Source organism: Endozoicomonas sp. 2B-B, assembly GCF_053470045.1.
This window is the reverse complement of sequence record NZ_JBLZMU010000001.1, coordinates 1,028,793-1,050,768: the sequence shown is the minus strand read 5'-3', so window position 1 is coordinate 1,050,768 and position 21,976 is coordinate 1,028,793. Positions and strand designations below refer to the sequence as shown.

Sequence of the window (21,976 nt, the reverse complement as noted above, 5' to 3'; positions counted from 1 at the left end):
AGTGCTTTTAGTGTATCTTAAGCAAACGACAAAACTTGTTTATTGTTGTGCATGCACCCTGAGAACCATGAACTCCCTGACTATGGTCTCTCGCTGCTCTGAACATCAAATAGCGTCTTCGCCAGTTTCGTTAGTTCTGATCCGAATCGCCTGCTCCAGATTGGTAACGAAGATCTTCCCGTCACCAATCTTTCCTGTGTTGGCAGCTGAAGAAATGGCTTCGATCACCTGATCCAGCAAGTCATCTGCAATGCCGACCTCCAGCTTAACCTTGGGCAGAAAATCAACCACATATTCAGCTCCACGATAAAGCTCAGTATGTCCTTTCTGTCGACCGAACCCCTTAACTTCGGTGACAGTGATACCCTGAACACCAATCTCGGACAAAGCCTCTCGCACGTCGTCCAGTTTGAATGGCTTAATGATGGCTGATACCAACTTCATAAAAGCTCTCCTGAGTGAATCCTGTTGGCCAACAGGGAAAATCCGGACATTGTTATTGTGATCCGCGCTCCCAGCCCTAAGTATTCAGCTGATCTAATTTCCAACTGAGTTTGGTGGCTTATATGCAGGCAATGTGCCAAATTCTGAAATAACCTGTCGACAGGGCCTGCAGAGCGAACAAGGACCATTCCCGTTGGCTCATCAAAGTTTATGCACCAACAAAGCCCATCTATTATGCACTTTGCACTCATATCGTGCGCTTTTTTAGTGCAACCGATCATCAGCTGCCAGTGGCATCATGATCGCCAGCCTTAAATCACAGCACATTAACGACAACTGTAGCTAATGGTTGATAAAAAAGTCTCATCCATCGCAGGTTACCTCTACATTAATAGTCTGTCTGTGGGTGAAGAGCATGTGCGGTTCAGACTCAGCTACGCTGCGATTCCATCGCAGTTCTCCTTGATCGTTGTAGTATGTCCACTGATAGTAATAGATGGTATGACACTTGAGCCCGCTGTAGGTATAGCGATGGTATTTGATGGTGTTTTGGCCAAGGTAGGGCTGCTTTACGTACCAATCTGCCAGATAGCTATAGTCGGGATCGTATAGACGTATATAGGTTTCAACTCCCGTAAACAGCCCATCGCTGCACACAGATGTGTCCTTCCTGGTATGCGGTGTGATATAGACGTTGCGCTCATGATCCACAGTGCCATGCTTCGGATCACCGAGATCCAGGTGCAGCTCCAGATCGCTGTTGTTGTGAACGGAAATACCGAAGTATTCAGCAACGTCGGATTTGTAACAATTGTAGGCTGACGCCGTACCGGCTGCTAAAACAAGGGCCGTCGCTAAAACAGTCCTACGCACTGCTGATGGTCTACTTCCAGCAACTGAGTCTGGCGGATTATAGGCAGGCACTGCGCCAGACTCTGGAAATAACCAGTCAGCAAAACCCGCACAATGAAAAAAAAGCATTTTCGCTCACCTATTTAAACTTTATGCATCAACAACAAAGCTCAGTTATCATGTGTTGCACTCGAATCGTGAACTTATTTAGTGCAACGGTTCATCACCTGCCTATGACATAGAAGAAGCATTAAAATCATAACCCTTATCTTCAGCGGCCAGATCCCAAATACGATTGGCAAGCACGCCATAAGTCGAGCCCTGGTCCATTTTGAGTACAACAGCGGTAGGCCCTGGTCCCCACGTTTCTGTACCCAGCATTTGCTCAAGCTCCACTCATTATGCACCCGTCGTGCATCGGACAAGCTATAACCATTGTTGATTGCGTGCACCGAGAAATCCTCGGTTGGCGTGGTATAGGCGTCGTCTCAGTTATCTGCAGCGTTGATGCTGTTTGAGACGATAAGACTTGCGAACAGAGAGAACCAGCCAAGGGCAGATACAGGTTTGATTTGAATCGTTGGCATAAGAAATTTAGCACATAAAAGCAGGCACGGCGAAATAGCTGCTTGTGGTATCATCACTGCCGGTTTTAAATCATAGCAATTGCAGGAATAATCGATGATCGATAAAGCCTCCCTTATCGGTAGTATTGCCGGCAAAGCAGGACAGGTTCTGGGTGGGCAGAAAAGCCAGACCCGGGAAGATATTGAGCACAACATCAAGGCAATGGTGAGCAGTGCTCTGGCCAAATTTGAACTGGTCACCCGTGACGAGTTTGATGCCCAGGTCGCGGTTCTGAAGCATACCCGTGAAAGACTGGAAGCCCTCGAAAAGAAAGTGGCCGAATTGGAAAAAGCTGGATCGTCCGACGGTTGCTGCTGATGTCATTGGCCGTTCTTGCCCTGAGAACGGCTGCCCCACGCACTGCCAGATTTTACTCGTCACTGACACTTTTCATTGTATAAAAAAATAATTTAAATCAATAAGTTAACTCGAAATCAAAATTATCCCCCTCGGTAGTTATCCCTATAGAGATACTACTTTCTTCGCTATAGCATTGCTCTACAAATTAAGATGACTGCCTCAACTCCATTTGGTAGCAATGGCCATATCCCTACAAAGACAGGATGGCCTCAAGGACAAATAGTGAAAATTTCAGGAGAACAATCACTATGAAACGCGCACTTTCAATGTTTACTCTGCTGATGACCATGGTGATGTCTGGCTTTGCACAGACTGCATCTGCGGCTGGCTGGGAGCTTCTGGGCGAAAAGAAAGTCAGTCGTCGTGCAGAAGTAGACACCATCCGTGTTGGTCTGAGAGACGGTGCTTTCAAGCGTCTGCAGTTCAAGGTCAAAGGTGCAGACGTGGATTTCGACAAAGTGATTGTTCACTACGAGAACGGTCAGAGCCGTGAAGTAGCCATCCGCAGCAAAGTCAGAAAAGGCGGTAGCTCCCGCGTCATTGACCTGCCCGGCAAAGCAAGGGCCATTGAAAAAGTAAGATTCTATTACGACACCGAAGGAACCGGACGCGTTCAGGCCAGTGTTCTGCTGATGGGTAAGTCTGCCTGATAACAGACAACCGAGAAGTGGCAGCTGAACGACTAAGCTTCCGGGTCTGGAGCCATTGAGCTTCAGACCTCTCTGGAGAGAACCCATATGATAAAACGACTGTTTACGTTTTTAGTTTTACTCACCACTTTTTCACCGGTCTCAACAATGGTCCATGCAAGCCCGGGCAATAATGATCGGGATGAAATCCGTGAAGAGCGCCGTGACGACCGTCAGGATAATCGTGAAGAGCGTCGAGACGACCGTCAGGACAATCGCGAAGAACGTCATGACGATCGTCAGGATAATCGTGAAGAGCGTCGAGACGACCGCCAGGATAACAGAGAAGACAGAAGAGATGATCGTCAAGACCACCGTCATAATGGCTGGGATGGCCCAAAGGTCATTAAGAACAACCTGGTCGTTGTAGCCCCTAGAAAAAGGGTGATCAGAAACAATATTGTCGTGGTAAGAAACTATGGTAACTCATACTACGGCTATGGCCATTACCACGATGACAACGATGCCTACAAATGGCTGGCGTTTACGGCCATCACGCTGAAAATTCTCGACAACATCAATGAAGCGGCGCAGCGTGCTCACGAAGAAGCACAGATCAAAGCCACTACAGCGCCTGTCGGTGAAAAAATCATCTGGGATGAAGGCGATGCCTCCGGCTATGTTGTTACTACCAAAGAAGGCAAAAGTGCCTCCAGCGGTCTGGTTTGCCGTGAATTTCAACAGTCCATTACAGTAGGTGGTCAAACTGAGGATGCCTGGGGTCAGGCTTGCCTGCAGGAAGACGGTTCCTGGAAAATCATTAACTGACCTCTGCACCGGCCAGCCTGCTGGCCGGGCAATTCTGCCAGCAAATCTCTGAATCACTGCTATTCTCAACCCTTCAGCTTTGCAAAGGCATTCCATTCCGGTGTGCCAAAACAACAAAAACAAGCACAAAAAGAAGGGAGTGTATATGTCGCGGCTAGCTGTTGTTCAAACCCGCGCCAAAACCGGGCTGGATGCGCCTGCGGTATCGGTTGAAGTCCATTTGTCGGCAGGTCTGCCAGCCCTGAATATGGTCGGTCTTCCGGAAGCTGCTGTTCGTGAAAGCAAAGACAGGGTAAGAAGTGCCATCCTCAACAGTGGCTTTGAGTTTCCGGTTTCCCGTATTACCGTTAATCTGGCACCCGCTGATCTTCCCAAAGAAGGCGGTCGCTTTGACCTGCCTATCGCTCTGGGTATTCTGGCGGCATCGGGCCAGCTCAAACCTGAGTCTCTGGCAGGTTACGAGTTTCTTGGTGAACTGGCCCTGTCAGGCGCGCTGAGACCGATCACCGGCTCACTGCCAGCATCCATAGCCTGCAGCCAATCGGCTCACACACTGCTGCTTCCCCAAATGAATGCACAGGCGGCAGCCCTTTGCCCTGATGCCAGAGTGTTGGGAGCAGAAAACCTGCTGGGAGTCTGCGCTCATCTCACCGGTAATCAACATCTTACAGAAGCCACCTGTAACAGGAATGAATCCCCTGTCGATTATCCCGACCTGCTGGATGTCAAGGGGCAACAACAGGCTAAACGAGGCCTGATGACGGCAGCCGCTGGTGCTCACCATCTGATTTTCTACGGTCCCCCGGGAACCGGCAAAACCATGCTGGCCAGTCGCCTGCCCGGAATTCTTCCCGAGATGAATGACCATGAAGCTCTGGAAGTGGCCGCCATACATACTTTGTCTTCCTACAGCCAGCCCCCTTCATGGAAACAGCGACCCTTTCGCAACCCCCATCATACCGCTTCAGCCGTCGCCCTGGTGGGTGGAGGCAGCCAGCCCCGACCAGGAGAGATTTCCTTTGCGCATAATGGTGTCCTGTTCCTGGATGAACTGCCGGAGTTTCAAAAGGTAGCCCTGGAGGTACTGAGAGAGCCCCTGGAAACCCGGGAAGTGGTTATTTCCCGAGCCAAAGGTCAGGCCAGCTTCCCTGCCGGCTTTCAGTTGATTGCCGCCATGAACCCCTGCCCCTGCGGATATCTTGGAGACCCACAGAAAGCCTGCCAGTGTTCTGCCGAGCAGGTCAGACGTTATAAACGAAAACTGTCAGGTCCTTTACTGGATCGCATTGATTTACAGATAGAGGTTTCCAGTCAGAAAACGGAGCGACTTTTTGAAAACCCGCCCGAAGATGAAAACCTGTCAACTGAAAAAATACGTCAACAGGTGATTCAGGCAAGGTCTATCCAGCAGCACAGGCAGGGGAAACCCAACGCCCGATTGTCTGCCAGCGAGATGGATGAATACTGTTCACTGAATAAGCAAGAACAGGATTTTATGACCCGGCTGTGTGACAAACTGGGTTACTCAGCCAGAGCCGTACACCGAATACTGAGAGTGGCCCGAACTCTGGCGGATATTGATGAGGACAAAGACATTCAACAGAAGCATCTTGCTGAAGCGGTGCATTACAGAAAGCTGGATCGTGAACCAGGTTAACCGATAACCTCTCTTTGTTATGAAGCTGTTTTTTCAATCTCTGGCTATCAGCTCAGCGGCTCAGGCAGATCATCTATCAGTCAGCGCTTACTTTCAGGTTCACACCCTGACAGTATTACTGTTCCTGCCAGTACATGCTTTCGGAAACGGCTTTAATCAATCGGCTGATGTCTTCCGGATACACTTCCCCGATATTGCCAATTCTGAAACAGTCAGCATCAGAGACTTTACCGGGATAAATGACGAAACCTTTCACTTTCAGCTGCTCATAAAAGCGGAGGAATTCATAATCGGGGTGCTCGGGGGAGTAAAATGAAGTTATAAACGGAGAGTGCAGTTCAGTGTCTAACAGGCACCGGAAGCCCAGCTCAGTCATACCCTGGACGAGCAAACGCTGATTGCTGGCGTAGCGCTTGTGACGGGCAGCAATGCCCCCCTCTTCAATCAACTCTGCCAGGGCTTGATGGAAAGCCCTTACGGTGTGGGTGGGGGAAGTAAAACGCCACTTACCGTGATTCTTTTCCATGCATTGCCACTGATCATAGAGGTCCAGAGACAGAGAGCGGGCCAGGCCTTTGCATTGGGACAAAAGAGTACGACGAGCTATAACAAAGCCAAAACCGGGTACGCCCTGAATACACTTGTTGGCAGAGCTGATCAGAAAATCAATACCCAGCCCGGCAAGGTCAATCGGCACACCGCCGAAGCTGCTCATGGCATCAACAATCAGAATACAGTCGTGTTTCTTCACCACCTGTGCGACTGCTTCAACAGGGTTCAGCATGCCTGTTGTGGTTTCACAATGAACAATGGCGACATGAGTGATGGCTTTATCTTCAGAGAGTACCTGATCAATTTCCCCCGGCGTCGGCGGATTAATCTCACCACAATTCAGAACACTGTGGGGAATATTCAGATACTCGGCAATCTGGGCAATACGGGCACCGTAAGCCCCATTGTTAATGACCAGTAATTTCCCTTCATCAGAGATAACCGACCCGATGGTTGCTTCTACCGAAGCAGTACCACTACCCTGCATGAGAACGGCGGTGTAGTCATCAGTATCCGAGGCCAGTTTAATCAGCTGACTGCGGATCTCCTCAACCACGCCAAGGTTGTAATCATCGTCCCAGGTACACCAGTCACGCAGCATCGCTTCGCGGACACTGGCAGAGGTTGAGAGGGGTCCCGGAGTCAACAGAAGATAAGGATTTTCCAGGCTCTTTTCTTTCACAGTGGGCACTTCTTTTGTAGACATGACTTTAATGAGACACCTGTAGAAACAGAAATTTCAATCGTCTGGTATATACCAATTGGTACAAAATCATGATGGAGACACTTTTTTCTGTAAATACCCAGCGACCACTCTTCATAAAAATTTCACATTCATACCAGTCTGGAAACAACAGCTAAAAGAGCTCCCCCAACGTCAGTCAAGCAAATAGTTAATTGTCATAAAAGCGATCATTTAATTGTCATAAAAGCCGTTTAGTATGGTCTATACCAGTTGAAAATCCATTGACCCTTAGAGAATAGTATTTATGGGACAGGGAAAAAATCAGTATCAAATCATTCGCACGGCCCTGAACGAGCAGATAGAAAGCGGGGCATTAAAACCGGGAAGCAAGCTACCCTCGGAGCGATTGCTGAGTGAAAAATTCGGTACCACCCGCATTACTCTCAGAGAGTCATTGTCATCACTGGAAGCCGACGGACTGGTCTATCGCGAAGATCGCAGAGGCTGGTTTGTTTCTCCGCAAAGAGTGACCTATGACCCGACGGTGAATGCTAACTTTCATACCATCGTTACCCGCCAGGGCAGAGTACCCGGTACCCGAATGATCCATGCTGAACAGGTACCAGCACCGCCCGGGGTTCAAAAGCTACTTCAGATTCCAGCTCTGACCCCGGTGTATCGGCTGCAACGCCTTCGTTCAGTGGATGGGCGAAATGTCCTCTACGTTGAAAATTACATGAACCCTGCCTACTTCCCGGATCTGCTCAAGCATGATCTGTCTCGATCACTCTCCGATATCTATCAGGAGCATTATAACCGTCAGTATGCCCGGGTCAGTTTCAGGTTGTACCCGGTAGGCCTGAATGCCGAGGCTTCTTTACACCTCAAGGTCACCACGGGCAGTTCCGGTTTGCTGGTTGAGCGAACAAACTACGATCAATCGAATGTCTTGATTGACTGTGACTTTGAGTATTGGCGGCAGGATGCGGTGGTTATAGCCGCTGACACCACTGTGAGCCCCATGACTTGAGAGTCATTAATACCTGCCGGTGCCAATGGTATGAGCCATTTTCTTACTGAACGTCCAAACCCTTTAATTTCCGAATCTGAAAAATGAGAAGAGGTCACAATGAACAAAATTCAACTCGCGGTTTTTGATATGGCTGGTACTACGGTCAATGAAGACAACGTCGTTTACAAAACCGTTCAGAAGAGTCTTGTTGACGCAGGCTACGATTTCACTCTGGACGAAGTCCTTGAGCATGGCGCAGGCAAAGAGAAGCATCAGGCCATAAAAGATACCCTGTCGTCCAAAGGCTTTGACCACTCGGACTCGGAACAAATCTTCCAGTCCTTTAAAAAACAACTGACACAGGCCTATGAAGAGCTTGCAGTCACCTCTTTTGACGGCGTCCCCGAACTTTTGAAAGAGCTGCGGGCAAAAGGCATCAAAGTCGCACTCAACACCGGCTATAGCCACCAGGTAGCAACAGGCCTGTTGAAAAAGATGAACTGGCTGCCCGGGGTCGAATTCGACACCCTGATCACTGCGGATGATGTAATAAACGGCAGACCAGCACCGGACATGATTGAGCTGGCCATGGAGAAAACCGGCATTAACGACAGTTCACAGGTACTTAAAGCCGGAGATTCAGCCATTGACATCGAGGAAGGAAAAAACGCCCACTGCGGTATCACGGTTGGCGTGACTACAGGCGCCCAGACCCGGGAGCAACTGGCAACAGCCGCTCCAACGCTGGTGCTCGACAACCTGGCCGATATCCTTAAGCACATTTGAACACAGGGAGACACCTTTGAAATACGATTTAATGGTTGTCGGTGCAGGTATTCTTGGCACTTTTCACGCCTTCGCTGCTGCGAAGCGGGGGTATAAGGTACTGCTGGTTGAAAAAGACAGTCAACCGGTACAGGCCACCGTCAGAAACTTTGGCATGGTTGTTCCATCCGGCATGACAGCAGACCTGCTGCCGACCGCCCTGGACTCTCTGAGCATTTATCAGACCCTGCAAGATCAGTTTGATATTTCAGCCCGAAGAAATGGCAGCTGGTATATAGCCTCCGATGACCAGGAGTTGGCCATGTTGCAAGAGCTACACCAACGAAATCAGCAAACGGGCTACCCTTCATCACTGCTAAGTATTGACGAGGTTATACGTGCCAATCCTGCCGTCAAGAAAAGTTATGCAAAAGGTGCCTTGTACTTCCCGGAGGAATTCAGTGTTAACCCCCTGCAACTGATTTACCGCATCATTGAGTTTATTCAGCAGGAATACACCGTTGAATACCGACCCAACACCCAAATCATCAGCATGGAAACCGGGCAGGATGAAGTCATCAGTATGGATTCAGCTGGTGAGCAATACCGGGCTTCAAAAGCGATAGTCTGTAACGGGCATGATTTCAAAACCCTGTTTCCATCACGCTTTCTCAACAGTGATATTGAGCTGGTCAAGCTCCAAATGATGCGTACCAAACCACTGAAGAGCGTCAGTCTCAATGGCAATTTGCTTTCGGGCAGGACTATCAGACGCTATGAGAGCTTTCGCAACTTGCCTTCCTGGAGTGCCGGAGAAAAAGACTCAGAGCTGGATAAGTACGGGATACATATTCTGTTCAAAAAGGAGCTTGACGGGTCCATCATCATTGGCGACTCACACGAGTACGCCGATGCCCGCGAGGCAGAGAAACTCTCCTTCACAATGAATCAATCCATCAATGAACGGATGCTGACAGAAGCCAGAAACATTGTTGAGCTTCCTTGCTGGGATATCGCGGAATATTGGGCAGGTTATTATTGCCAGAGTAAAACCGATCACTACTACCAGGACGACATAGACAACAAAATTCACTTTCTCACGGCCATCGGCGGCAAGGGCATGACCCTGGCTCCCGGCATTGCAGAAAAGAATATCGAAAACATCCTTTGACATCCTCCTTGACGTAAAGAGAGTGTCGCACAACTCTAAAAACTCGTTCCCGTGCTGGTGCGTGGGAACCAGAGTTTTGCGACAGAGTTTTGCGACACCCTATTAAAGTACGGGGTTTTACGCTCATTCGATAAATCTTTCAGCAAACCCATCATTTCTTTGCGATCATGACGGTTCTCCCTGGCATCAATGACCAAATTGACCAGCCCAAAACACGGGCAAAGCCCCCGGCAAAAGCATCTGTGCTTTAGCAATTCATTTTGATTCCCCTATGTTATTTGCCTACAGTGGTAGGGCAATGGAGGTGATTTATGGAAAACTTGTATGACACTGATTTCTACACATGGTCCTATCGACAAGCCGAGCTTATCAGGCAAGGCCGTTTCGATGAACTTGATATGGACAACCTGGTCGAGGAAGTTGAGGACATGGGTAGAGCCCGTTATCGTTCAGTACAGAGCCGTTTGTCTCAATTACTCATGCACTCGCTTAAATGGCTGATGCAGCGTAAAAAAAATGATTTGCATGAGATGGATCAATGGTTCCGAAGCTGGTCAACCAGTATCAGTAAACAACGTATTGCCATTGAGCATGAGCTTGAAGAAAATCCCGCTCTCAATAGTAAACTGGACGAGATTTTGCCAAAAGCCTATCAGTACGCCCGAAAGCTTGCTGCCAACGAGATGCAGTGCAGACCCGACGCTTTCCCGTCTGAGTGCCCATGGACCTATGACGAAATCATGGAAGATGGCTGGCTGCCGGAGGCTGACGATGACTGATTTATACAAAACCGACTACACCTCATGGCTGAGCCAGCAGCGGGAGCTGCTGGCTCAGCGACAATTTCACAAACTCGACATTGACAATCTGTTGGAGGCGATGGAGTACGAAATGGGCAGTACCAGAGATACTCTTGAGTCTCATTTATCGGTATTGGTTTTACATCTTCTCAAATACGATTATCAGAAACGGATTCTGAAAGATTTGTGGGTAGAGGATAAGGTTGTCCAGACGTGGATGCCAAGTATCTACAATTCCAGAGCAGCGATTGAAAAGCAAATTTCAAAACACCCTCATTTACAGCCCATGATCGTGGAGTTATTGGCGGGTGCATATTCCGATGCTTGTCGGCAAGCAGTTAAGCAGATGAACAATTACGCTCGCAGTGAAAGCCAGAAGCTGAGCAAAAAAAGCTTTCCCGGCCAATGCCCATGGACCTTTGAACAGATCACAGATGACGACTGGCTGCCCGGCGATTAAAACAGCGCAGCAGCCCCAATCCCCGCCACCGTAATAATGGTGCCAAAGACCCCGCCCTGGTTCTGGGCACTCTGCCGAACCGCCGCCTGATTGCACAGCCTCCGACGACCAGGAATTGGCCATGTTGCAGGAAACTGTCACAGAGTCGAAAAAGATCTGTAATATTTTAGTCATTTCTCTCTCGTAGAATCGCGATATCCCTTCTGGTCTTGGCCAGAACAAAATGATTATCCGACTGGAGAGAGCTCCATGAAAAAACACCTGACAGCCCTGACCCTGGCAACAACTTCAATTTTCAGCGCTTCATCTTTCGCTGCATCTCCTGTGGAATTGACGGTTTATACTGCTTTTGAGACCGACATTCTGAATCGCTACAAGAAAGCCTTTGAGCAGGATAATCCCGATATCAGCATCAAATGGGTACGGGACTCTACCGGTATCATGACCGCTAAACTGCTGGCAGAAAAAGATAATAGCAGGGCAGACGTCGTATGGGGCCTGGCCGGTTCCAGCATGGCACTGTTGAAAGATAAAGGCGTACTGGATACCTACAAGCCCAGAGGTCTGAATCAAATCAAGTCTCAGTTGGTTGATCCTGAGGCCGCCAAAGCATGGTTTGGCAACCAGGCTTACTTTAATGTCATTTGTTACAACGAAGCGGTAGCCGCAGCCAAAAAACTGCCCAAGCCTCAATCCTGGCAAGACCTGCTGAATCCGGTCTATCAGGGCCAGATTGCCATGCCTAACCCAGCCTCTTCCGGCACTGGCTATATGCAGGTTTCCGCCTGGCTGCAGAGCATGGGTGAAGACAAAGGCTGGGCCTATATGGATAAGCTGAACAACAACATGTCCCAATACACTCACTCAGGTTCCAAGCCCTGTGTTCAGGCTGCCATGGGTGAAGTGGCTATTGGTATTTCCATGGCGGTTCGTGGCGCCCAATTGAAAAGTCAGGGTGCACCGCTGGACCTGATTCTTCCCAAGGGTGGCGTTGGCTGGGATGTGGAGTCAGTAGGTCTGGTTGCAGGTACCGATCAGGCTGCAGCTGCGAAAAAGCTGGTCGACTGGTCTCTCAGCCAGAAAGCTAATGAGCATTATGTAGAGGCGTACCCCGTTGTCGGTCACAAAGACGTCAGTAAAGAAGTACCCAACTATCCAGATGTAGAAAGCGCTATGGTGGACCTGGACTTTGGAGAAATGGCCAGTGAGCGTGAAGCTGTACTCGCTGAATGGTCCAAACGTTTCGATCATATGTCTGAACCTAAGTCTTGATGCCTTACTAGTTATGCAGAAAGCGCCGTTTATTCCCCAAAGGGAATAAACGGCTTTTTCAGGTTTGGAGCTTTAGGAAGTTAACGCTATGAAACCCTTTCTCACCATCGAAAACCTGGGGAAACGCTTCGGCGATTTCACCGCTCTCAAAGAGATTTCCCTGTCCGTTAATAAGGGTGAATTCATCTGTTTTCTCGGCCCCTCGGGTTGCGGAAAGACGACGCTGTTGAGAATGATTGCCGGATTGGAAGCCTGTAAACAGGGAGAGATCTGGCAGGATGGCACCAACATAACAGCACTCCCACCTGAACAAAGAGACTTCGGCATTGTCTTTCAATCCTATGCCCTGTTCCCCAACCTGAGTGTTTCAGAAAATATCGGTTTTGGTTTGAAAAACCAGGGTCAATCCAAACGTGAAGTTGAGGGCAGCGTGAACCAATGGCTGGATATTATCGGCCTGCAGGATTCCGGCCCCAAATTTCCCTCTCAGCTTTCTGGCGGTCAACAACAGCGTGTAGCACTGGCAAGGGCTCTGGCACTCTCTCCGGGGTTGTTGTTGCTCGATGAACCCCTCTCGGCCCTGGATGCCAAAGTCAGAATCAAGTTGCGGGAAACGATCTGTAAGCTGCAAAGAAAACTGGGCATTACCACCATTATGGTGACCCATGACCAGGAAGAAGCCATGGCTATGGCTGATCGCATCGTGGTGATGAATCACGGAAACATAGAACAGATAGGCACACCGGAAGAAATTTACAAACAGCCAGCCTCTCGCTTCGTTGCTGAATTTGTTGGCGCCATGAACTTTCTGGAAGGTGATACCAACAAAAAGAATCAGGTCGTACTGGCCAACCAGCCACTCTCTCTGCCAGTGACTGAGTCAACAACGAGAAAAGTGATTCTGGGGATTCGTCCGGAAGACCTGAGCTTCAGTGAAGGTCAGTCTGCTTTGCCAGTCAGTGTTGAAAGTCTGGAGTTTCAGGGCTCCTTTGTTCGTGCAGAGTGCAGCCCTGTTGGCTGGAGCAGTGAGCGACTGATTAAAGTCGATGTACCTGTCCACCAGCTGGCTGGCCTTAAGCTGGAACCGGGGAGCCAGAATCGGTTGTCCCTGAGTGAAAAACATATCCATGTCTTCCCTGCAGCATGATGAGCCCGCTTTAAATATGAGTCTATCTACACACACCCCAGCGGATGCAAACTCTCCAGCACTGGGCCGGAAGCCTCTGCTGCCAGCCATCAGCAGGGATCAATGGATTCTTGGGCTGGTCATCGGAGCGGTTGCTCTCTATCTGATCATTTCACTGCTTCTGCCACTCCTTGCCATGCTGGCAAGAAGCGTTCAGGACAGCAATGGGGCGTTTCTTGGCCTGAGTTACTTTGCTGAGTATCTTGGCAACCCGGCCCTGAGTCATTCCATTGGCAACACGCTGAAAGTCGGTGTTACTGTTACGACAATAGTCGTTAGCTTGTCATTCTTGTTTGCTTACGGACTGACACGAACCCAGATGCCTTTGAAACCGCTCTTCAAAGTAATGGGCATGTTACCCATACTGGCACCTTCCCTATTGCCTGCCATCAGTATGATTTATCTGTTTGGTAATCAGGGGGTGGCTGTAGACCTGCTGTTTGGTCACTCTATTTATGGTCTGCCCGGTATTGTTATGGGTCTGGCTTTCTGGACCTTTCCCCATGCACTGCTAATTCTTACCACGGCGCTTTCAACATCCGACGCCAGACTCTATGAAGCAGCTCGCTCCATGGGTACCTCTCCATTCAGAACGTTTACAACAGTCACGCTTCCAGCTGCCAAGTTTGGTTTGATCAGCACGGTCACTGTCGTATTCACCCTGGTCGTAACCGACTTTGGTGTCCCGAAAGTGATTGGTGGCCAATATAACGTACTGGCTACCGACATCTATAAACAGGTCGCCGGTCAGCAGAACTTTGCCATGGGCGCTGTCATCAGTGTGCTTTTGCTGATACCCGCTCTATTGGCTTTTGTGATTGATCACAGAGTGCAGAAAAAACAGAAGGAATTGTTTGGCGCTCGCTCAGTCAATTTCCAGCCCGAGCGAAACCCCGTGAAGGACAGCATTTTCTTCCTGCTCTGTAGCCTGGTCTCTCTGGCCATTTTGGCCGTGGTGGGCATGGCGATTTATGGCTCATTGGTCACTTTCTGGCCCTGGAATATGGAGCTATCCTGGAACAACTATCAGTTTGAAAGGTTCAGTGCCAATGGCTGGGAACCCTATTTCAACTCTCTGGAAATGGCGTTCTATACGGCTATTGCCGGAACCCTGATTATTTTCATTACCGCTTACAATGTGGAAAAAAGTAAGTTACCCCCCATACTAAGGCACTTTATCCACATTATGGCCATGTTGCCGATGGCAGTACCCGGTATGGTGCTGGGTCTGGGTTATATCTTCTTCTTTAATCAGGCCGGTAATCCGCTGGGTATACTCTATGGAACCATGGCTATTCTGGTTATCAACACCGTGGCCCACTATTTCACTGTCGGGCACCTGACGGCATTGACCGCTCTGAAGAAGTTACCCGCCGAGATCGAACAGGTAGCCGCATCACTCAAGATTCCACAGTATAAAGCTTTCCTGAAAGTATCCCTGCCGGTCTGCACGCCTGCTTTGCTGGATATAGCGATCTACCTTTTCGTCAACGCCCTGACCACCACGTCGGCTGTCGTTTTCCTTTACTCCACGGATACTATGCTGGCTTCCGTTTCTGTAATGAATATGGAAGATGCCGGACAAACAGGCCCGGCCGCAGCCATGGCGGTTTTGATTCTGGCAACCGCAGCCTGCGTCAAGATAGCTCATATGACGTTGGGTAAATTGCTATTGAACAGAACCCAGAAATGGAAGCGCTCCTGAAGCACTTAAAACTCGCTGGTCTGTGGGAACGTGATTGACTCGTTCCCACGATGAAGCATGGGAAGCAGAATATTTTTACGACGGGGAGGATATCAAAGGTCTTGATGCACCTGCTTCCCGGAAATAGATGCTTTCCATTTGTCAAACTGAGCCTGAAGCTCATTGATCGGATCGACACCTGCGGGAACAGACGCTACGCCCAAATCGACGTAGTAGTTCTCTTCGGTGTCATCAGGTCGGGCAACCACCAAAAAAGAGAGTAATGAGGAAACACCTTTAGAAGAACAGCGGCGATCTGCACCAGCAAAATTAGCCCCCTGCATGGCGGCCATGAGTTTATCAGCCAGACTGCCCTGGGTACTGTTAAAATTATTTTCCATAGTATCCAATACCGCTTCATTCAATAGAGTATTTCCCTGAATCACATAATAGCTTCCCGTACGATATCCTTTTGCGCTCAAGATATTGTCTCCCATAAAAGCAGCAGACCGTGGATGATTGGCAGCATCAAAATCGACAATACCGTACTGCCGGATGGATGGGAGTTGATTCACATCATTAGCCTTTAGCCAGCGAATGATTTGCTCGGGACTCATACCCTCATCCATCTTTTTGCTGGCATTTTGCTGATTGACTTCGTGGTAAAAAGCCTGGCTGACGATGACACCTTTGCCCGGATGCAGTCGTGATAAAAAATCGGTTTCCGTACGCTGGAAGGCGCTTAGAGGAGAACAGGTTGCCCCGGCAGCCCCAACTTCTCTGGTAACAGGGTCAACGGCAACAATAGAAAAAGTACCCTGAGCAGTTAAAGAGACTGACAGCAGTGACAGCACACTGAAAATAAAACGAAATTTCATAGGCTCAAAAACCACTTGAATTTATATCATTGTTATATTAATCCTGTAACTAGAATGGTAACAGAAGTCCTCTAATGTCAACTTTAAAACAGACAACGATACAGCCATTTTTAATCTTGAACTCAGATAATCACTTACCTCATGTATTACGGCTGATCGCTGGTTACTTATCCGGTAATGCAGTTTGGCAACCGTTCGCTTGGCTTTCGCATTGCGGTTGCTTCCCTTTGTTTTGCGGCTTAACGCCCTCTGTTTCCTGTTAAGGCGTTTCAGAGAGCCTTTCAGAAGGGAGGTCAAGCTTCAGTGGGAATCATAAAATTCAACCATTGAGATCAAAAAAATATCAAAGCTTAAAAATGCTGGCAGAAATCAACATTTTTAAGCAAAGCATCAACGTCCTGTCTTCTTGTTAGTTGCGCTTACATCAATGTTATGAACTTTTATCATGAAGGCAACTCTGAGTTAACAAAGTGGATCAATGTTGGATGATCTTCAAACCAACATCCTCACAAACAAGGATAAAAACTAACTTAATGAAAGGAACTTAATATGAACAACATAAATACTCCCCCCGCTGTTGGGTTTTCAAAACCGGCCTCAACAGAACAGCCGCAGAGCGCACCAACAGGTTATGCTTCAGGGAGGGTTGTTACTGAAGATTACCAGGGTGAATTTTTGAGTCATCAAGGAATTGATCTTTTACAACAGGCAAGCTCCCATCTTCAAGGTGACAAAGCCAATGACCGCCGTTTGGTGACCATCAATACCAACGGCAGCGCTAATACCTATAATCAGCAAGCCGATCGATCATCAGGACTTGATGATCTTGTTTCCTGGTCGCAGTTGCCGCCGCAAATCAAGCAGGAACTAACACCCTGCCATCAGCTTCTGTTTGCTATATATCTGGGCTTACCGATAGCGGAAATCAATAAAAAAAATATACAACACAAACTCGATCACTCAACAGAAAAATTTGATTATTTATCCTGGTATTCGCAGCGACATGGAGACAGGTTAACCGAGGAAAAACTGACCATCCCCCATGGTAAATTGCTGACCATGCTGGGCGGTATCTCAAGGCCCGATCTGGTTGCACGGTACTGTGACACCTTTGGTATTGCCGTTGATCAAAAACAGTTCTGCAGTGAATGGCCTGCCTGTGTCCAGGCTGTTGATACCCATGCTGCACTGAATCATGAACTGGATTTTTTCAAGTTACACAAAATCTTCATTGGCGATTATTACCTTCGCTCTGTCCCGACCGCAACCGTGGCGTATTCGGCTGGATACCCGGAACTGATGAAGGATAAGGATTTACGACAACGTTCTATTATTGCTGACAAGTGTCTATCAACCCCCCTGCTGCTGAAAAAAATTCTGGATACCAAAGAGGGGCGAATGACCGTAAATGAGCTGGTAAAAATATTGAGCAATCCTGAAATTATGGCCATCAGTACCGCACACCAGCTAATTGAATCCCTGAAAGGGTTTCCAGCTCGTTTTGATCTTTCTGAACAACACGGTTTGAGTTTGAGTTTGAGAAATCAGATTCACCATTATGCCTATGATCTTGGAACCATAGGAATGGATCCTGAATCCTTCGGTCGTGCACTTGGGTTACCGCTGCACATCATCCAGAAAATTCTCTATAGAATTTGTAAAAAAGAACAGGGCTATCACTATATAACAAAATTACTGCATGCAGCATTCCGTTGTCTGCCCCAACTCACTTCAGAACAGGTTGCGTATGCTTCGTCGGAAGCTGCCAGGTCTAGTAACTGTTGTGAGAAATTAGAGGCGTTGATCGCTGAAAAAAGAAAACGTTACCCTTGGTTTTGTGCCTCCAGTCCTGAAAAGCCTCCCATCGTCAAACCGCTCTTTTGGCAGGATTTGCAGAATGATGGCACAGAACCGGAGATGACCGGTTCGAAACCGCTGACGCTGGATTTTTTGAGGTGTTTGCCATTGAGCCACAACTGGTATTTGATTGGTCTTACCATGGGATTGTCAGGGGATGAACTAAGTCGTATTGGAAAAAAGACCAAAGTAGACTTCAGGGTATCGGCAAATGAACTCAGTCTTGCAGCGTCCAAGTTGTCCAGGATACTGGTTCAATCCGAGAGAGGGCTGGAAACGGGACATCTCTATCAGGCACTGCAATATTTGGATGATCAAGCGACACTGGATTACTTTCCTGAGCATCTGTCTGTCCATCCTGACAAACCATTACCAGAGCACATCGCTGAATCCGTTGAAAATGGAAGATCACTGGCCCATCTTTTGCGCACTTACAAGTCGGAGGAGCTGGAACTTTTTCTGAAGTTGTTCAAAAGTTATGAGGAAATGAAATACCAGCTGCCCGATAAGTACAAGGTATTCCATGGTTGGATAAAAGGTAAATATTACGAACCTTCTAAACCCTATGTGGCCTGGTCTTCAAGAGTAAACGCCAAATAAATCCACGCCCTTCAGAATCAAAAACCCGTTTGAAATGATTAGCCTCCCGATATAAGGAGGCCAATATGTCAAAGAAATTACCCGCAGACAGTGAATGGCTAGCAGCCTGTCGGACTTAAGACTGTCCTACTGCGGTTGCAATAAATTAGTCTAAAAATCTCTGTTTCTTCGTCAAATAGCTCGCTATTCTCCTCAGAAACAGAGATTTTTATCCTCAATTTCTTGCAATCCTCGCTACGGACGCTTAAGTCCGACAGGCTGCTAGAGCGTGTTCAGTCATGGCGGGATTCAGGTTTGACTCAGAGTGCGTGGTGCCAGCAGCATGGTATAAGGGTATCCAAATTCGGATACTGGATGCGTAAACTCGACACAACCCCCAGCGTAAAACCGACCCCGAACAACTCTGGCTTTGCTCAGGTAGCACCCCAACCGGAACCTGGTTCGGCTTCTCGGATAACACCACTCTCCATCACCCTACCCAGTGGTGTAACAGGTCGACATTTTCGATGAGGTGGAGCTGGAAGGCTGCACCGGAGAGCAAGATGAAGCTGAAGGTCAGCCAGAGCAAGAGCCTCCAAAACCACGCAAAAAGAAAACAGGGCGCAAGTCATTTTCAGAGTCTCTGCCCAGAGTGCAGGAACCCTCTGAACTCAGTGAAGAAAAAGCCGAAGCCATTGATTCTGGTCACAGCTGCCTGCATCAAGATAGCTCATATGACGTTGGGTAAATTGCTATTGAACAGAACCCAGAAATGGAAGCGCTCCTGAAGCACCCTTGAAATCCTCCAAATCCGGTCAGATTTCTGGCCGGTTATCCAACAACCTGCGGATTCCTGTTGTACAGAGAGTTAGACATGCGAAAAATTCATGTCTATAAATGACACGAACTCTTTGAAAAATTTAATTATGGAGTCTTGATGATCGTTAGACTTTTGTTGGTGCCTTTCTTGATTTTAATTTCAAACATATGTCCTGCCAGCGTTGAACAAGATCTTGAAGAAATCAAGAAAAACATGAAGATAGCTAATGAAAAAATAGAAGAAACTAAAAATAAATTAAAAACACCTGAGCTTTTAGTGTATGGCCCTTTAGTGGCTTCGGGAGGTGATGAATTCAGAGTGTGTCGTTACTCAAAAAAGAATCCAGAAGCAAATGCCGCATTATCTTCAGCAGTGTCCTATTTGACAGAAGTTTTACAACAAATGAAATTTTTAATAGAAAGCTATCCTGAGTTTGATCAGGCTGAAACGCTATTAAATCTTCACTCCACTTTACAACATCCACTAGAGTACGTTTCATCAGTAAGTCCTGTGCTATTGGCATTGCCACTCGCTGCTGAAATAGAGAGTCAGCTTCAGAAAGTTGAAGACGTTGCAAACAAAATCAACACTGCATTGAACAGAATTTAGAAAAATTTTCAGGGGACTGCGCGCTTGAAATTGGTGATATAATAGCCCTCTCAGCTCAAGACATCGAAGCAACACGTGCACAGACTCAACGACCGACAGGCCGAAGCCGTCAAATACATTGATACCCCTTTGCTGGTTCTGGCCGGTGCGGGCAGTGGCAAAACCAGTGTAATCACCACCAAAATTGCTTACCTGATTCAGGAATGTGGTATCAATGCCCGCAATATCATTGCCGTGACCTTCACCAACAAGGCCGCACGGGAAATGAAAGAGCGTGTCGGCAAACTGGTCAAGGGCAGGGCCTCCTATGGTTTGACGGTTTCAACCTTTCACAATCTCGGGCTCAACCTGATCCGCAAGGAATGCAAGACGCTGGGTTACAAGCCGGGCTTTTCCATTTTTGATGCCCAGGATGCCCACGCTCTGATAGGCGAATTGATGCAGCGGGAAATGGGATCAGACGAAGAGAGCGTTGATGCCGTCCAGCACATGATCTCCAACTGGAAGAATGACCTGATTCTGCCCCCACAGGCCATGGCCAATGCCCGTCAGCCCAACGAGCAACTCGCTGCCCGGGTTTATGAACACTATAACCGCACGTTAAAAGCCTTTAATGCGGTCGATTTTGATGATTTGATTCTGCAACCAGTCATGTTGTTCCGTGAGCATCCGGAAGTTCTGGAGCGCTGGCAGAACAAAACCCACTATGTGCTGGTCGACGAATATCAGGATACCAATGGTGCTCAGTATGAGTTGATCAGTCGACTGGTAGGAGACCGGGGCAAACTCACCGTGGTAGGTGACGATGATCAGTCCATTTACGCCTGGCGTGGTGCCCGTCCTGAAAACCTGGCACTGCTCAAGGACGATTATCCTTCGTTAAGAGTTATCAAGCTCGAGCAGAATTACCGCTCCACCAGCCGTATCCTGAAAGCGGCCAATACCCTGATTGCCAATAATCCCCACGTGTTTGAAAAAACGCTGTGGAGTGAACTGGGCATGGGGGAGACTATTCGGGTTATTCGATGCCGTAATGACGAGATGGAATGTGAACGCATTGCTACCGAAATACTGACCCAGAAACTAAAAAACGGTACCCACTGGAAAGATTACGCGGTGCTGTATCGAGGCAACTTCCAGTCTCGCTTGCTGGAAATGAAGCTTCAGCATCATCAAATTCCTTACCACATCAATGGCGGCACTTCATTCTTCGCCCGCGCTGAAGTCAAAGACATGATGGCTTATCTCCGACTGCTGGTGAATCAGGATGATGACAACGCCTTCCTGCGTGTTGTCAACATCCCCCGTCGGGAGATAGGCCCTGCTACGTTGGAAAAACTGGGCAATTACGCCGGTACTCACAACCTGAGTTTGTACGCTGCTTCGCAGGAAATGGGTCTTCAGGAAGACCTGTCGCCCAAGTATGTCGAGAAGCTACGCAACTTTACCCAGTGGCTGGATTCGGTATCCCGCCGCTGCCAAACCGATGAAGACCCCATTGCCGCCATCCGTGAAATGATTAACGACTGCGACTATGAAAACTGGCTGATGCAGACCACAGCAACGCCTGCAGGTGCAGAGAAACGCATGGGCAATGTCTGGTTCCTGATTGACTCACTGCAACAGACTCTCGAAAGAGGCGACGAAGATGCTACGGTTGAAGATGCCATCGCCCGATTGATTCTCAGAGATATGATGGAACGGCAGGAAGAGGAAGAAGATAACGACAAGGTACAACTGTTAACGCTTCATGCTTCCAAGGGGCTTGAGTACCCCTATGTATTCATGATGGGTATGGAAGAGGACCTTCTGCCCCACCGTACCAGCATTGAAGAAGACAATATTGAAGAAGAACGACGACTGACTTACGTTGGCATCACCCGGGCCAGAAAGACTTTGACCATGACGCTGGCAGGGCAGCGAAAGCAGTACGGTGAAATCATTGATACCACACCCAGTCGTTTCCTCGACGAACTGCCGCAGGAAGACCTGGAATATACAGGATTCGGCGAGAAAGCCAGTAAGGAACAGAATGCCCTGACCGGTAATGCGGCTCTGGCGATGTTACGCAGCCGGTTGAGCGACTGAATAGCAACAGCAGCCCACCTTAAAAACCATTCGGATTTTTCTTCTGCCAGCTTCAAGGCAACTCTGACCCAGTCAATGGGGTGTCTGGAATCTTTCTGCATGATGACGCCCCGTAGTCTATACGTACAGACTCAAGTGGTTGTTATCATTATTCTTATCGC

General features: G+C 48.4%; 22 protein-coding genes. 17 read left to right on the top strand and 5 right to left on the bottom strand.

Features of this window, described 5'->3' with window-relative positions:
* Positions 1 to 105 precede the first annotated feature (105 nt).
* Together glnK and ACOMHB_RS04300 are read right to left on the bottom strand one after the other, a co-directional pair.
* Positions 106 to 444, bottom strand: a complete 339-nt coding sequence (glnK, locus tag ACOMHB_RS04305; protein ID WP_317143605.1) for a P-II family nitrogen regulator — start codon at positions 442 to 444, stop codon at positions 106 to 108.
* A gap of 363 nt (positions 445 to 807) precedes the next feature.
* Positions 808 to 1,425 (bottom strand): hypothetical protein, encoded by a 618-nt coding sequence (locus ACOMHB_RS04300; RefSeq protein ID WP_448215614.1) that lies wholly within the window; start codon positions 1,423 to 1,425, stop codon positions 808 to 810.
* 552 nt (positions 1,426 to 1,977) lie between these two features.
* Here ACOMHB_RS04300 and ACOMHB_RS04295 point away from each other — a divergent pair.
* The 4 genes from ACOMHB_RS04295 to ACOMHB_RS04280 all read left to right on the top strand — a co-directional run bounded on the left by ACOMHB_RS04295 (position 1,978) and on the right by ACOMHB_RS04280 (position 5,397).
* Positions 1,978 to 2,241 (top strand): accessory factor UbiK family protein, encoded by a 264-nt coding sequence (locus ACOMHB_RS04295; RefSeq protein WP_422136736.1) that lies wholly within the window; start codon positions 1,978 to 1,980, stop codon positions 2,239 to 2,241.
* A 290-nt stretch (positions 2,242 to 2,531) separates the two neighbouring features.
* Positions 2,532 to 2,933 carry a DUF2541 family protein gene (locus ACOMHB_RS04290; RefSeq protein ID WP_422136735.1) on the top strand — a complete coding sequence of 134 codons (402 nt, stop codon included), beginning with the start codon at positions 2,532 to 2,534 and terminating at the stop codon, positions 2,931 to 2,933.
* Positions 2,934 to 3,020: 87 nt separating this feature from the next.
* Positions 3,021 to 3,740 (top strand): RT0821/Lpp0805 family surface protein, encoded by a 720-nt coding sequence (locus ACOMHB_RS04285; RefSeq protein ID WP_422136734.1) that lies wholly within the window; start codon positions 3,021 to 3,023, stop codon positions 3,738 to 3,740.
* 145 nt (positions 3,741 to 3,885) lie between these two features.
* Positions 3,886 to 5,397, top strand: coding sequence for a YifB family Mg chelatase-like AAA ATPase (locus tag ACOMHB_RS04280; protein ID WP_422139798.1), 1,512 nt, complete (start codon positions 3,886 to 3,888; stop codon positions 5,395 to 5,397).
* 115 nt (positions 5,398 to 5,512) lie between these two features.
* On the opposite strand, the gene phnW is transcribed toward ACOMHB_RS04280, so the two are convergent.
* Positions 5,513 to 6,655, bottom strand: coding sequence for a 2-aminoethylphosphonate--pyruvate transaminase (phnW, locus tag ACOMHB_RS04275; protein ID WP_448215613.1), 1,143 nt, complete (start codon positions 6,653 to 6,655; stop codon positions 5,513 to 5,515).
* 283 nt (positions 6,656 to 6,938) lie between these two features.
* Here phnW and phnR point away from each other — a divergent pair, with 283 nt between their 5' ends.
* From phnR to ACOMHB_RS04235, 8 genes are all read left to right on the top strand, one after another.
* A complete protein-coding gene (phnR, locus tag ACOMHB_RS04270; RefSeq protein WP_448215612.1) occupies positions 6,939 to 7,664 on the top strand; it encodes a phosphonate utilization transcriptional regulator PhnR in 726 nt (241 codons plus the stop codon).
* A 99-nt stretch (positions 7,665 to 7,763) separates the two neighbouring features.
* On the top strand, positions 7,764 to 8,432 hold the full coding sequence (locus ACOMHB_RS04265; protein WP_448215611.1) for a phosphonatase-like hydrolase: 669 nt from the start codon (positions 7,764 to 7,766) through the stop codon (positions 8,430 to 8,432).
* Between the two features lie 16 nt (positions 8,433 to 8,448).
* Positions 8,449 to 9,582, top strand: a complete 1,134-nt coding sequence (locus ACOMHB_RS04260) for a TIGR03364 family FAD-dependent oxidoreductase (RefSeq protein WP_448215610.1) — start codon at positions 8,449 to 8,451, stop codon at positions 9,580 to 9,582.
* 311 nt (positions 9,583 to 9,893) lie between these two features.
* Positions 9,894 to 10,361, top strand: a complete 468-nt coding sequence (locus ACOMHB_RS04255; protein WP_448215609.1) for a DUF29 domain-containing protein — start codon at positions 9,894 to 9,896, stop codon at positions 10,359 to 10,361.
* Positions 10,354 to 10,842, top strand: coding sequence for a DUF29 domain-containing protein (locus tag ACOMHB_RS04250; protein ID WP_448215608.1), 489 nt, complete (start codon positions 10,354 to 10,356; stop codon positions 10,840 to 10,842). The genes ACOMHB_RS04255 and ACOMHB_RS04250 overlap by 8 nt, the downstream gene beginning before the upstream one ends.
* Positions 10,843 to 11,091: 249 nt before the next feature.
* Positions 11,092 to 12,114 (top strand): putative 2-aminoethylphosphonate ABC transporter substrate-binding protein, encoded by a 1,023-nt coding sequence (locus tag ACOMHB_RS04245; RefSeq protein WP_448215607.1) that lies wholly within the window; start codon positions 11,092 to 11,094, stop codon positions 12,112 to 12,114.
* 88 nt (positions 12,115 to 12,202) lie between these two features.
* The gene (locus ACOMHB_RS04240) at positions 12,203 to 13,261 is read left to right on the top strand and encodes a putative 2-aminoethylphosphonate ABC transporter ATP-binding protein (RefSeq protein WP_422413190.1); all 1,059 of its coding nucleotides are present in this window, start codon (positions 12,203 to 12,205) and stop codon (positions 13,259 to 13,261) included.
* Between the two features lie 16 nt (positions 13,262 to 13,277).
* Positions 13,278 to 15,005, top strand: a complete 1,728-nt coding sequence (locus ACOMHB_RS04235) for a putative 2-aminoethylphosphonate ABC transporter permease subunit (protein WP_448215606.1) — start codon at positions 13,278 to 13,280, stop codon at positions 15,003 to 15,005.
* A gap of 92 nt (positions 15,006 to 15,097) precedes the next feature.
* Here the strand turns inward: ACOMHB_RS04235 and ACOMHB_RS04230 are convergent, their stop codons facing one another.
* Entirely contained in the window at positions 15,098 to 15,862 is a 765-nt protein-coding gene (locus ACOMHB_RS04230) for a DUF1028 domain-containing protein (protein WP_448215605.1), read from the bottom strand.
* A gap of 21 nt (positions 15,863 to 15,883) precedes the next feature.
* Positions 15,884 to 16,159 carry a transposase gene (locus ACOMHB_RS04225; RefSeq protein WP_448215604.1) on the bottom strand — a complete coding sequence of 92 codons (276 nt, stop codon included), beginning with the start codon at positions 16,157 to 16,159 and terminating at the stop codon, positions 15,884 to 15,886.
* A gap of 252 nt (positions 16,160 to 16,411) precedes the next feature.
* Between ACOMHB_RS04225 and ACOMHB_RS04220 the strand changes: the two genes are divergently transcribed.
* From ACOMHB_RS04220 to rep, 5 genes are all read left to right on the top strand, one after another.
* Positions 16,412 to 18,319: a hypothetical protein gene (locus ACOMHB_RS04220; RefSeq protein WP_448215603.1), complete on the top strand. Its 1,908-nt coding sequence runs from the start codon at positions 16,412 to 16,414 to the stop codon at positions 18,317 to 18,319.
* Positions 18,320 to 18,541: 222 nt separating this feature from the next.
* Positions 18,542 to 18,829, top strand: coding sequence for an IS66 family insertion sequence element accessory protein TnpA (gene tnpA, locus ACOMHB_RS04215; RefSeq protein WP_448215602.1), 288 nt, complete (start codon positions 18,542 to 18,544; stop codon positions 18,827 to 18,829).
* Between the two features lies 1 nt (position 18,830).
* Entirely contained in the window at positions 18,831 to 19,046 is a 216-nt protein-coding gene (locus tag ACOMHB_RS04210; protein ID WP_487247186.1) for an IS66 family transposase, read from the top strand.
* A 189-nt stretch (positions 19,047 to 19,235) separates the two neighbouring features.
* Positions 19,236 to 19,727: a hypothetical protein gene (locus ACOMHB_RS04205; RefSeq protein WP_448215601.1), complete on the top strand. Its 492-nt coding sequence runs from the start codon at positions 19,236 to 19,238 to the stop codon at positions 19,725 to 19,727.
* A gap of 75 nt (positions 19,728 to 19,802) precedes the next feature.
* Entirely contained in the window at positions 19,803 to 21,815 is a 2,013-nt protein-coding gene (gene rep / locus ACOMHB_RS04200; RefSeq protein ID WP_448215600.1) for a DNA helicase Rep, read from the top strand.
* Positions 21,816 to 21,976 lie beyond the last annotated feature (161 nt).

Coding starts and splice junctions, on each gene's coding strand:
- ACOMHB_RS04290 (WP_422136735.1), top strand. CDS start 2,532: ATGAAACGCGCACTTTCAATGTTTACTCTGCTGATGACCATGGTGATG.
- ACOMHB_RS04280 (WP_422139798.1), top strand. CDS start 3,886: ATGTCGCGGCTAGCTGTTGTTCAAACCCGCGCCAAAACCGGGCTGGAT.
- ACOMHB_RS04285 (WP_422136734.1), top strand. CDS start 3,021: ATGATAAAACGACTGTTTACGTTTTTAGTTTTACTCACCACTTTTTCA.
- phnR (WP_448215612.1), top strand. CDS start 6,939: ATGGGACAGGGAAAAAATCAGTATCAAATCATTCGCACGGCCCTGAAC.
- ACOMHB_RS04265 (WP_448215611.1), top strand. CDS start 7,764: ATGAACAAAATTCAACTCGCGGTTTTTGATATGGCTGGTACTACGGTC.
- ACOMHB_RS04230 (WP_448215605.1), bottom strand. CDS start 15,862: ATGAAATTTCGTTTTATTTTCAGTGTGCTGTCACTGCTGTCAGTCTCT.
- ACOMHB_RS04235 (WP_448215606.1), top strand. CDS start 13,278: ATGAGTCTATCTACACACACCCCAGCGGATGCAAACTCTCCAGCACTG.
- phnW (WP_448215613.1), bottom strand. CDS start 6,655: ATGTCTACAAAAGAAGTGCCCACTGTGAAAGAAAAGAGCCTGGAAAAT.
- ACOMHB_RS04300 (WP_448215614.1), bottom strand. CDS start 1,425: ATGCTTTTTTTTCATTGTGCGGGTTTTGCTGACTGGTTATTTCCAGAG.
- ACOMHB_RS04205 (WP_448215601.1), top strand. CDS start 19,236: ATGATCGTTAGACTTTTGTTGGTGCCTTTCTTGATTTTAATTTCAAAC.
- ACOMHB_RS04250 (WP_448215608.1), top strand. CDS start 10,354: ATGACTGATTTATACAAAACCGACTACACCTCATGGCTGAGCCAGCAG.
- glnK (WP_317143605.1), bottom strand. CDS start 444: ATGAAGTTGGTATCAGCCATCATTAAGCCATTCAAACTGGACGACGTG.
- ACOMHB_RS04255 (WP_448215609.1), top strand. CDS start 9,894: ATGGAAAACTTGTATGACACTGATTTCTACACATGGTCCTATCGACAA.
- ACOMHB_RS04220 (WP_448215603.1), top strand. CDS start 16,412: ATGAACAACATAAATACTCCCCCCGCTGTTGGGTTTTCAAAACCGGCC.
- ACOMHB_RS04240 (WP_422413190.1), top strand. CDS start 12,203: ATGAAACCCTTTCTCACCATCGAAAACCTGGGGAAACGCTTCGGCGAT.
- ACOMHB_RS04245 (WP_448215607.1), top strand. CDS start 11,092: ATGAAAAAACACCTGACAGCCCTGACCCTGGCAACAACTTCAATTTTC.
- ACOMHB_RS04295 (WP_422136736.1), top strand. CDS start 1,978: ATGATCGATAAAGCCTCCCTTATCGGTAGTATTGCCGGCAAAGCAGGA.